Source organism: Paraburkholderia graminis C4D1M, from assembly GCF_000172415.1.
Classification (GTDB): Bacteria; Pseudomonadota; Gammaproteobacteria; order Burkholderiales; family Burkholderiaceae; genus Paraburkholderia; species Paraburkholderia graminis.
The window spans coordinates 1-10722 of the sequence record NZ_ABLD01000056.1; the positions used below are offsets into that span (position 1 = coordinate 1).

The following is a 10722-nucleotide window of genomic DNA, read 5'->3' on the forward strand; positions in this document are numbered from 1 at the left end:
AGGGTTCGCTTACACCGCTCGCTTGCGTTTTTGCGCGGTGGGGGCCATCGGCTTCGCCTCGGCGACGCGCCGTCGGGGGGGGATCGTTTTGCCCTGGCCGAAACCTTAAGTGCCTGCGTTCCAATCGAGCATTTGGCGAGGCGGCGGTGGAACGCAGAAACGCGTGAGATGCCGCGATGGTTCGCGGCGCGGGAAACCGCAGAACCCTCGCGACGACTCGCGGCCCGCGACACGGCCGAACGCGCGATGGTTTTGGGAACGACCGCTGCGGCGCGCGAAGCGTCGCCGGAAGAATGACTGCCTTGTCACTAACGTCGAATGCGCGAGGACACGGATGTAAGGCGCACCACTGCCCACTCCGAACCGGGGAACCCACCTACAAGCTGGCGGTGTGAGCCCGCTTTCTTTGCTTACTTTCTTTGCGGCGGCAAAGAAAGTGAGTGCCGCCCCGCACAGGGGCAACGCCAATAGACCACCATGAAATCAAGGAAAGGCCAAAGCGAGCCAGTGGGGCCCACTTATAAGCCACCGGTGCTTTGCGGCGGCAAAGAAAGTGAGTGCTGCCCCGCACAGGGGCAACGCCAATAGACCACCGCGAAATCAAGGAAAGGCCAAAGGGGTAAAAAACAGCGCCCCCGGCAAAGCAAAAGCTCAGGCAAACGTATCCACAAGCCCAACACTACGCCGCCCACCGGCATCACCAGCAGCCACAACCACCCCGGCCCCGGCGGCCCCAGCCTCACCCCCAAAACCCCGCGCGGAGCGCCCCCCGCCAGAACTGGCACTTTGCTGCTGCTGCCCACCCTGCCGCCCAAACCCATCACTGACACTCGCGCTGCCGAGCCCAATCCCATTCGCCTCCATAGCCTCGCGCAGCTTCGGCAAAGCGGCCTCCACGGCCTCCCGCACCTGCTGATGCTGCGAAACAAACAACGCATGCGCATGGTTATCGGCGACCTGCAATACAACCTGCAACGGCCCAAGATCCTTCGGATTCAACGTCAGCTCGGCGCTCTGCGAATGCGCATTCGACAGGAACACCACCTTCTGGCTCAACGCCTCCTCCCAGTCGGTCGTGCCGACCTGCGGTCCCAGTGCATTCGCCGCGGCCGCCGCGCTCGCGGTGCCCGTCGTTTGCACGGCCGCCGTGGTGTTTGCGGCGCTCGCGGCCGCCTGGCTCGCGGCCAGCGCGGCCGTCGCCGCGTCGGCGGCATTCTTGAACGATGCCAGGTCGTCTGTCTGCGCGCCCGCCGCTCCCGTCGATGTCAACGCGCCCGCCACAGCGGCCGATGCCGCCGCCGTCGGATCGGCAACGGTCGTACCGTTCGCCGCCGTCCCCAATGCGCCGCGCGCCCCGGCCGAGCCCTTGCCGCCGCCGGACGACCCGGCCTCCAGCGTCTTGCTCGTCGCGTCGTTCAGCGAAGCGTTCGCGCTCGCCAGACCGTTCGCCGCCGCGGCGGCTGCCGCGCCGCTCGCGAGAGCCTGCGACGGAGCCACAGCCTGGCCGTTCGCCAGCGCCGCGAGCGCGGCCTGCAACGAGTCCTGCAGCGATTTCGGATCGGTCGGCGTCTTCTTGCCGGGCGTGCCGGCAGGTGCGGTGTCGGTGGCCGCGCCGGTTGCGGTCGGGTCCGCGTTCGTCGATGCCGCCAGATTGACGCCGGCCGGATCGGCGGCGCTCGCGTCGGCCTGGGCTTGCGCCTGCGCCTGAGCGGCAGCGGCAGCGGCTGCGGCGCCGGCGTCGTTTGCGCTCGCGGCATTGGCCGGCTTCGGCGGCGTGTCGCCGTTCTTGTCCGTCGATGCCTGCTGCGGCTTGTCCGCCGGCGCCGCGGACGATGCCGCGTCGGTCGCGCTGCTGTCCTTGCTGTCGCTCTTCGCGTCGTCGGCGCTCTTCGTCGTGGAATCGTCCGGCGGCGGCGCGTCGTGCACGCTCGAGCCCTGCGAGATGTCCGCGGAAGAGGGCTGCGGCACGGCGGCCTTCACGCTTGCAGCGCTATGTGCGGCCGCACTTGAAGCCGCACTGTTCTGCAAATCAATGTTCTGCTGCAGCGTTTGCGAAAACGGCTTCGCGCTAGCAGCGGCAAGCGCCGCCGCATTGCTGGACTTACTGGTGGAGCTGCTGCCGGTCGAGCCGAGCAGCGAGCCGATCTGTGAAAGAAACGACATAAGTGTCCTGTCAATCCGTCAAAGGGTACGGTGTCGAGTCAGTGTGTCGAGGCGGCGCGGGCGTCAGGCGCCTTCCGCGCGCATCCTCAGGATTCGTGCCGCGTGTTCGTCGGCGTCGCGCTGATCGCGCCGCGCCACGACCTTCGCCTCGGCGGCTTCGCCGCGCGCCTGCAGCACTTCGTACGAGCCGAGCTTCTGCTTCTGACGCTGCCAGTCGGGCTTGGCTGCCTCGACTCGCGCGTTCGCGGTCACGAGCAGGTTACGCTGCTGCTCGATGGCCGCGTCGAGTGTGTCGATGAACGCCTGGAAATTGCGCATGTTGCCGGCGGGCATGCCCGCTTGCGCGGTCGCGGTGAAACGCGCGTGGTATTCGTCGCGGTACTGCACGAGGGCGTTCAGCTGCGCCTCGACGTCGTTGCGCTCGCGCTGCGCGCGGCCAAGACGTTGAGCGGCGGCGTCGACATCGTCCTGCGCGAGGCCAATCAGCGTCTTGATCGGAAAGTGTTTCGCCATCGTCAGGCTCCTTGGGCAAACAGCGCGTCCAGCATCTCGATACTCGGTTCAAAGTTCGCGCACTCGCGAAAGCCCTGTTGCAGGAAGGCTTCCATCCGCGGATACAGCGCGATCGCGCGGTCGAGCAGCGCGTCGCGCCCGCTCGAATAAGCGCCGACGTTGATCAGATCGCGGTTGCGCTGATAGCGCGACAGCATCTGCTTGAACATACGCGTTTTGTCCAGATGGTTATCGTCGATCAGCGCGGTCATTGCCCGGCTAATCGACGCTTCGATGTCGATCGCCGGATAGTGGCCGGCTTCCGCGAGCGAGCGCGACAGCACGATATGGCCGTCGAGAATCGCGCGCGCGGAATCGGCGATCGGGTCCTGCTGGTCGTCGCCTTCGGTCAGCACGGTATAGAACGCGGTGATCGAGCCGCCGCCCGCCGGCCCGTTGCCGGTTCGTTCGACGAGCGCCGGCAGCTTCGCGAACACCGAAGGCGGATAGCCCTTGGTGGCGGGCGGCTCGCCCACGGCGAGCGCGATCTCGCGCTGCGCCATTGCGTAACGGGTCAGCGAATCCATCAGCAGCAGCACATGCTTGCCCTGATCGCGGAAATATTCGGCGAGCGACGTCGAATACGCGGCGGCCTGCATCCGCAAGAGCGGCGACACGTCGGCGGGCGCGGCGATCACGACGGAGCGCGCGAGACCTTCCTCGCCAAGAATCTGTTCGATGAATTCCTTCACTTCGCGGCCGCGTTCGCCGATCAGGCCGATCACGATCACTTCGGCGCTGGTATAGCGCGCCATCGTGCCGAGCAGCACCGATTTACCGACGCCCGAACCCGCGAAGAGGCCCATGCGCTGCCCCCGTCCGACGGTCAGCAGCGCATTGATCGCGCGCACGCCGACGTCGAGCACCTTGTGAATCGGCTCCCGATTCAACGGATTGATGACCGGCGCGGACAGCGGCGCATCGGCGTGCGCGCCGAGCGGGCCGAGTCCGTCGAGCGGACGGCCGGACGCATCGAGCACGCGGCCGAGCAATTCCCAGCCGACCGGCAGGCGCTTCGCGCCCGCCATCGGGTCGGCAATCGGCGCGCTCTCCAGCGGATAGACACGCGCGCCGGGCAACAGGCCGATCACTTCGGTGGTCGGCATCAGAAAGAGTTTGTCGCCGGAGAAGCCGACCACTTCGGCTTCGGCCATCGGCAGCGAACTGCCGAGTGGCAGTTCGATCATCACTTCCGCGCCCACCGAGAGGCGTAGGCCGACTGCTTCAAGCACGAGACCCGCGGCGCGCGTGAGGCGTCCGCATGCGCGCATCGGCTTAGCGATCGCGTTGCGCGCGCGCAGCGCGTCGAGCCGACCGCGCCACGCTTGCATGTGCGGATTGCTGTCGAGCGCGGGATCGTAGGGCGCGGCAGCCGTTGCTTTCGAGGCGGCGCGCGCGAGACCTGCTGCGTCCGGTGCCGACTCGCGGCTCGCGGCGGCGCCCGTCAGCGGATGCGCGTGATTGGCAGCAGCCACGTCTTCAGTCGCTTGAGCGAACACCGCGGCGTCCGGAGCGGCGTCCGCAAACGACGTTTCGGCAAGCGCCTCCGCACCGAACGACGCCAGCGCCAGTTCGCGTTCGAGCGGCGTCAGGTCGCTTGCGCGGATTTCCTCGAGCGTCGGCTTCACCATGTACTCACTTTGCCGAGCGCCGCGGCGACGCGTTCCCAGCGTGTATCGATGCCGGCATCGACTTCGCCGCTCGCGGCCTGCGCGCGGCAGCCGCCGCGCTCCACGGCCGGGTCGGTGCGCACGGTCCAGCCGCGCGTTTGCAGTTCTTCCATCAGATACGCTTCGACCACGGGCAGATCGGCGGGACTCACGATCAGCGCGGGCGCGCCCGTCAACGCCGGTTCGGCGGCGAGCACTTCGCGCGCGGCGGCGATCAGCGCGGTCGGGTCGTGCTGCACATGCTGGCGCACCACCTGTTGCGCGATGTCGAGCGCGAGCGAGACGAGCGTCTCCGAGATCGCGCCTTGTGCGCCGTCGAGCGCGGCCTTGAACGTTTCGGCAAGCGCCGCAAGCCGCGCGGCTTCCTCGCGCGCTTCGCTTCGGCCTTGCTCGAAGCCCTGCGCGTGGCCTTGCTCGTAACCCGCCTGGTAGCCGAGCGCCTGACCGGCGACGTGGCCGGACGCGATGCCCTGCGCGTGCGCGGCTTCGCGCAGGCGCTCGAGTTCGGCTTCGAACGCGGCTTCGTCGGCCTCGGAATTCGGCGGCGCGGGCGGCACCGGATCGAACGAGGCCATCTCCCAGCGCTGGTAGGCCGAGAGGGTCGCCTTCGCCGCGGAGTTGCGATTAGACATATGCATCTTCCGCCTTGCCGCCAATCACAATCTGACCGCTTTCCGCCAGATTGCGCACGATTTGCAGGATGCGGCGCTGTTGCGTCTCGACTTCGGAGACACGGACCGGGCCGCGCGCGTCGAGGTCTTCGGCGAGCAGTTCGGCTGCGCGCTGCGACATGTTCGACAGGAACTTCTGACGCAGCGCGGGCGCCGCGCCCTTCAGCGAGATGATCAGCGCTTCGGACTCGACTTCCTTCAGCAGCAACTGGATCGCGCGGTCTTCCAGGTCGAGCAGGTTCTCGAACACGAACATCTGATCAACGATCTTCTGCGCGAGTTCCGCGTCGTACTGGCGGACGTTCTCGATGACGCCTTCCTCGTGATTGCTCGACATGAAATTGAGGATTTCCGCCGCCGTGCGAATGCCGCCCATCGGGCTGCGCTTCAGGTTGTCGCTGCCCGACAGCAGGTGCGTGAGCACGTCGTCGAGTTCGCGCAGCGCGGCCGGCTGAATGCCGTCGAGCGTTGCGATTCGCAACAGCACGTCGTTACGCAGACGCTCCGTGAAGCACGCGACGATTTCCGAAGCCTGATCGCGGTCCAGGTGAACGAGGATTGTCGCGATGATCTGCGGATGCTCGTTCTTGATCAGTTCCGCGACCGCCGGCGAATCCATCCACTTCAGGCCCTCGATACCGCTGGTATCGCTGCCTTGCAGAATGCGGTCGATGATCGCGCCGGCCTTGTCGTCGCCGAGCGCCTTCGTCAGCACCGAACGGATGTACTCGTTCGAGTCGAGCGACATGCCGGTGTGCTTCTCCGCCTCGCGCACGAACTCGTGCAGCACGACGTCGATCTCCTCGCGGGTCACGGCTTTCATGGCGGCCATCGCGACGCCGATCTTCTGGACTTCGCGCGGTCCGAGAAACTTGAATACCTGCGCGGCTTCTTCTTCGCCGATCGACATCAGCAGAAGCGCGCTCTTCATTACGCCTTCAGCGCTCATCGGTCACCCAATTCTTGACGACAGTTGCAACGATCTTCGGATCCTGGCGCGCGATGCTGCGCGCGAACTCCAGGTTCCGCTCATATTTGTGTTTCGCGTTTTCCAGCGCCTGCAGCTCTGCGTCGCCGTTGTCCATTTCGAGCGCGGCGTTGCCGGCCCGCTCGGCGGCCGGAATGCCGTCGAGCAGAATCGGCTCGTCGGGCGACGGCAGCGCTGCGGCGACGACCGGCTCCGGCGGCGGGAACGCGCGGCGCAGCGCCGGCTTCACCATCACGAAGTACAGGAACAGGGCCACTGCGCCGATGCCGAGATACGTCGCGATCTGCTTGTAGAGCGCCAGCATGTCCGGCGTGCGCCACCACGGCAGGTCGGCGTTCGGGTCGAGCGCGGTGGTGAACGGGCTGTTGACCACGTTGACCGAGTCGCCGCGCTGCGCGTCGAAGCCCATCGCGTCCTTCACGAGCTGGTTCACTTGCGCGAGCTTGTCGGCGGTGACCGGCTGCATCGTCGCGTGACCCTTGGCGTCGACCACGCGCAGATAGTTGACCACCACCGCCACCGACAGACGCTTGATGCCGCCCATCGGCTGCTCGAGGTGACGTACGGTTTTGTCGAGCTCGTAATTGGTCGTCATGTCCTTGCGGTCGCTGACCGGCGTCGTCGTCACACCGCCGCTCGCGCCGGCGGGCGCATTGATCGGTGCGGAGGCCGGCTGCGGCGGCTGGTTCGACAGCGCGCCCGGCACGCCCGAGGCGCCGCCTTGCGACATTTCGGTCGCTGTGCTCGATTGCTGGCTGCGAATCGCGGCCTGTTGCGGATTGCCGTTCGGGCCGTAGTTTTCCGACGTCTGTTCGCTGCGCGAGAAGTCGATGTCGGCGCTCACCTGCGAATGCGCATTACCGGAGCCGAACAGCGGCGCGAGGATCGCGTCGATGCGCTGCTGCGTGCTGCGCTCGATCTGCTGGCGATACTTCAGTTGCGACGCGTCGAGCCCGCCGCCCACCGACGGCTGCGTCAGCAGATTGCCGTCCTGGTCGAGAATGGTCACGCCCTTGACCGGCATTTCCGGCACCGCCGACGACACCATATGCGTGATCGCAAGCACCTGACCTTCGTCGAGCGCGCGGCCCGGATACAGATTGACGAGCACCGACGCCGATGGCGCTTCCTTGTCGCGCACGAACACGGATGGCTTCGGAATCGCCAGATGCACGCGCGCCGACTTCACCGACGAAACCGATTCGATCGTGCGTTCCAGCTCGCCTTCGAGCGCGCGCTGATAGTTGATCTGCTCGGCGAACTGGCTGATGCCGAACTTCTGGTTGTCCATCAGTTCGAACCCGACCGAGCCGCTCTTCGGCAATCCCTGCGATGCAAGGCGCAGGCGCATCTCATGCACCTGCTCGGACGGCACGAGGATCGCGCCGCCGGCCTCGGAGAACTTGTACGGAATGTTCGCCTGCTGGAGCGCCGTGATGATGGCGCCGCCGTCGCGGTCGGACAGGTTGCTGTAGAGCACCTTGTAGTCCGGCGCGCGCGACCAGAGGAACAGGCCCGCCACGATGGCGACGAGCAGCGCGACCGCGAAGATGAGCGGCGCGCGCGGGTTGCCGCGCATCTGCGCGAGACCGGACAGGCGCTGACCAAAATTGCCGCCGAGGCCGCCACCGAGGCCGCCCAGGTCTGCATTGCCGCTGGGCTGGCCGGCGCCCGCCGCCGCCGCGCCGGGCTGCGCGCCGGCGAGGCCCATGCGGGCGTCGGGGTTGATCAAAGAGTTGGCTGACGAATCCATGCGTCGGGTTTCTCCGGGATGCCTTTGCGTTCTGCCGCTATGTCGCGCCGAGAGCCGGCGGGAGTATGGACAGAGACTTTCACGACTGAAATTATCCGCACGGCAGACGCGCCCGATTGCTTGAATAGAGCCGGGTTTCCCCCCTAGTTTCGGGGCTTTCCCGTAAAGCCCGCTGCTATGCTTTCGTCCAGATCGGTACGGTTTGGTCGTGCCGCTCGTCATTACTGGAGAGAACATGACTTTGCCCGTGAACGCGATTTCGTCGGCGCTGCAACAGTTGCATTCGATGGCTGCGCAGGCGACCGGCGGCAGCACCGCGGCGACCGGCGCTTCGGCCGCAGGGGAGTCCGGCGCGGCCACGGCCGGCGGCTTTGCGTCGGCGCTCAAGGCCTCGCTGGACAAGATCAGCGGCGATCAGACCAAGGCGATCGGCGAATCGCAGGCGTTCGAGCTCGGCGCGTCGAACGTGTCGCTAAACGACGTGATGGTCGACATGCAGAAGGCCAACGTCGGCTTCCAGTTCGGCCTGCAGGTGCGCAACAAGCTGGTGTCCGCCTACAACGACATCATGCAGATGCAGGTCTGAACGCTGGCGGCCGCGGCGGCAAGAATGTTCCGCCCGCCACGGCCGCAACCTGCTGCATGCGCCGCGTCGCTCGCCTGAGCATGCGCGAGCACGCGCGGCCTGACCCCTTAATCCTCCTTACACCGGCCTAAAGCTTTCTCGCTGCGTATCCGATAACCAGATACAGGCATGAATCCGGGACGCGGCGACGCATCCCGATGGGCTGCCACGACCAACCGTAGTTGCAATTGAGGAGGAGCGCCGATGTTTTCCCCAGGACACTCTGGAGCCAATGCGTACGCACGCGTGGGCGTCGAGACAGGGGTGATGGGCGCGAGTCCGCATCGTCTGATCGTGATGCTGTATCAGGGAGCCAGGCAGGCTATCGCGCAAGCACGGATGCACGTGCAGCAGGGCAATGTCGCCGGTCGTGGAGAGGCGATCGGCAAGGCGATTCAGATCGTCGAAAGCGGGCTGCAGCAGTCGCTCAACCTTGAGGTGGGCGGCGAGATTGCGCAGCGGTTGAACGCGTTATATGGCTATATGTCGCGCCGGCTGCTGGAAGCCAATATAAAAGCGAGCGAGGCAATGCTGGTCGAGGTCGACGGTCTACTGGCGACGCTCGAAGAGGCATGGATCGGGATTGCCCCGGAGATAGCGCGGATGGCTGCCCAGCCGGCCGCGGAAAGCATGAGATGACATCGAACGCAGAATATTTTGCCCGCTACGAGGCCATCGCAGCGTTGTCCTGCCGCATGCTGATGGCTGCCCGACGCGCCCTGTGGAACGACCTGGTGCACTTGCAGGAAGAATACCGGCAACTCGTGGACGCGCTGAAAGAGGCGGAGACGGGCGTCAAGCTCGACGAGACGGAGCGCCTGCGCAAGTACGCGCTGATCCGCCAGATTCTCGCCGACGACGCCGCGATCCGCGACCTCGCCAATCCGAGCCTTGCGAAGCTGTCGGCGTTGTTCGGCGGACGGCCGTCGCGGGTGCTGAAGGAGCTTTACGGCGCGCGCTGACGGTGGCCGCGATCTAGCCGCGATGCAGCCGCGAGGCGCCTGACTGAACGAATTTGAGCGCGCTGCCGCCAATGTGACCAAGGAATCGGCATGAACGGAATCGACACGGCCCTCGCATCGCTGCTCGCGACCCGCGTCGACAGCCTGCTGAACATTGGTCCCGGCAGCGCCGCCACCACGCAAACCGGCGCGCCGGACGTCGAGACCGCGCCGACCACTTCGGCTCCGCTCGCCCCGCCCGCGCCGCCGCAGCCTTCGGCGCAAACGGCCTTGTCCGCTGTCGCGCTCACGCTCAACGCGATCGTGCGTTCGGGCGGCGAGGCGACTCCGGCGATTGTCGGCCAGACGCCGATCTGGCCCGCCGCTCCCGCGCTCGACGTCGAAGTCGGCGCTTTGCCGCTTTTCGACGCGCCTGCTGCTCCTAATCTCGCTTCGAACGCCGCTGCATCGGCGGCCACTGCCAATGTCGCGGCGGCGCAAGTGCCCGTTGCGGCGCTCGCGGCCGCGCTTGCGCAGACGGTCGGCAACAGCGGTCTCTTCTACGAAGCACATCTCGCCCAATGGCTGAGCGGCCAGCGCTCGCCGGAGACGCTCGCCGGCGAGGCGCAGAACAAGCTCGTGGCGGCGTCGGCGCAATTGCCGTTGAACTGGGGAAGCGCTGCCGGCGATGCGTCGTCCGCGGCTGCTGGTGCCGGTGCCGGCGCCAAGCCGGGCATGGGCGCGGCGCCGAACGGGGCGGCTGACGGTGCGACGCCGAACGCGGGCAATTTCGCGAATTCCGCGAACTCGGCCAATGCGAATGCCGGCACGAGCGCCGGCCGCGCGATGCCGTCGATCGACACGGCGCACGCCGCGCGTTTCGCCGCCGGTGAAGTGCTCGCGAGTTCGCTGTCCGACCTGAACGGTCAATCGACGCATGCCGGTTTGCACAACGCCGCGTCGGCAGCGGCGGACGGCAGCTCGCAGCAGACGGCGCAAGCCGCCGCGGTTCATCCGGCGACGGTGCCGCTTGTGCGTCAGCAGCTCGATCTGCTTGCGACCGGCCAGTTTCGCTGGACCGGCGAAGCGTGGCCCGGCGCGAAACTCGACTGGACCATCGAACAGGACGGCGACGAGTGGGACCGCAGCGGCGGCGGCACGGCGAGCGAAGAGGATCAGCCGTGGCGCACGCGGCTGACGCTGTCGCTGCCGACGCTCGGCACCGTCGACGCCGAATTGACCTTGACCGGCATGCGCCTCGTCGCGCGCGTGCAGGCAAGTCTCGGGCGCGCGGCGCGGCTTGCGATGCAGGCGAGGGCTTTCTTCAGCGGCTCGCGGCGGCGGGCATCCAGTTGCACG

The 10722-nt window shown here is 66.8% G+C and carries 10 protein-coding genes and 1 pseudogene; 5 read left to right on the forward strand and 6 right to left on the reverse strand.

The genetic code is table 11. The features are described from left to right. A partial coding sequence (locus tag BGRAMDRAFT_RS35795; RefSeq protein ID WP_232292406.1) for a hypothetical protein occupies positions 1 to 297 on the forward strand: 297 nt, incomplete at its 5' end. A 354-nt stretch (positions 298 to 651) separates the two neighbouring features. On the opposite strand, the gene BGRAMDRAFT_RS32810 is transcribed toward BGRAMDRAFT_RS35795, so the two are convergent. From BGRAMDRAFT_RS32810 to fliF, 6 genes are all read right to left on the reverse strand, one after another. Then, on the reverse strand, positions 652 to 2163 hold the full coding sequence (locus tag BGRAMDRAFT_RS32810) for a flagellar hook-length control protein FliK (RefSeq protein ID WP_006053240.1): 1512 nt from the start codon (positions 2161 to 2163) through the stop codon (positions 652 to 654). Between the two features lie 63 nt (positions 2164 to 2226). Next, positions 2227 to 2676 (reverse strand): flagellar export protein FliJ, encoded by a 450-nt coding sequence (gene fliJ, locus BGRAMDRAFT_RS32815; RefSeq protein ID WP_006053241.1) that lies wholly within the window; start codon positions 2674 to 2676, stop codon positions 2227 to 2229. 2 nt (positions 2677 to 2678) lie between these two features. Then, positions 2679 to 4346, reverse strand: coding sequence for a flagellar protein export ATPase FliI (fliI, locus tag BGRAMDRAFT_RS32820; RefSeq protein WP_006053242.1), 1668 nt, complete (start codon positions 4344 to 4346; stop codon positions 2679 to 2681). Beyond that, positions 4340 to 5023, reverse strand: coding sequence for a flagellar assembly protein FliH (gene fliH, locus BGRAMDRAFT_RS32825; protein WP_171800253.1), 684 nt, complete (start codon positions 5021 to 5023; stop codon positions 4340 to 4342). Before fliH ends, fliI begins: the two co-directional genes overlap by 7 nt. Further along, complete coding sequence (fliG, locus tag BGRAMDRAFT_RS32830) at positions 5010 to 6005, reverse strand: flagellar motor switch protein FliG (protein WP_006053244.1); 996 nt, start codon at positions 6003 to 6005, stop codon at positions 5010 to 5012. The genes fliH and fliG overlap by 14 nt, the downstream gene beginning before the upstream one ends. Then, positions 5995 to 7797 carry a flagellar basal-body MS-ring/collar protein FliF gene (gene fliF, locus BGRAMDRAFT_RS32835; protein WP_006053245.1) on the reverse strand — a complete coding sequence of 601 codons (1803 nt, stop codon included), beginning with the start codon at positions 7795 to 7797 and terminating at the stop codon, positions 5995 to 5997. Before fliF ends, fliG begins: the two co-directional genes overlap by 11 nt. Positions 7798 to 8032: 235 nt before the next feature. Here fliF and fliE point away from each other — a divergent pair, with 235 nt between their 5' ends. The 4 genes and pseudogenes from fliE to fliK all read left to right on the forward strand — a co-directional run. Continuing rightward, positions 8033 to 8383 (forward strand): flagellar hook-basal body complex protein FliE, encoded by a 351-nt coding sequence (gene fliE, locus BGRAMDRAFT_RS32840; RefSeq protein WP_006053246.1) that lies wholly within the window; start codon positions 8033 to 8035, stop codon positions 8381 to 8383. Between the two features lie 243 nt (positions 8384 to 8626). Next, positions 8627 to 9061, forward strand: a complete 435-nt coding sequence (gene fliS, locus BGRAMDRAFT_RS32845; RefSeq protein ID WP_006053247.1) for a flagellar export chaperone FliS — start codon at positions 8627 to 8629, stop codon at positions 9059 to 9061. Continuing rightward, a complete protein-coding gene (locus tag BGRAMDRAFT_RS32850) occupies positions 9058 to 9384 on the forward strand; it encodes a flagellar protein FliT (protein ID WP_006053248.1) in 327 nt (108 codons plus the stop codon). Before fliS ends, BGRAMDRAFT_RS32850 begins: the two co-directional genes overlap by 4 nt. Positions 9385 to 9474: 90 nt before the next feature. After that, positions 9475 to 10722 (forward strand): annotated as a pseudogene (fliK, locus tag BGRAMDRAFT_RS32855) (flagellar hook-length control protein FliK); the annotation flags it as partial.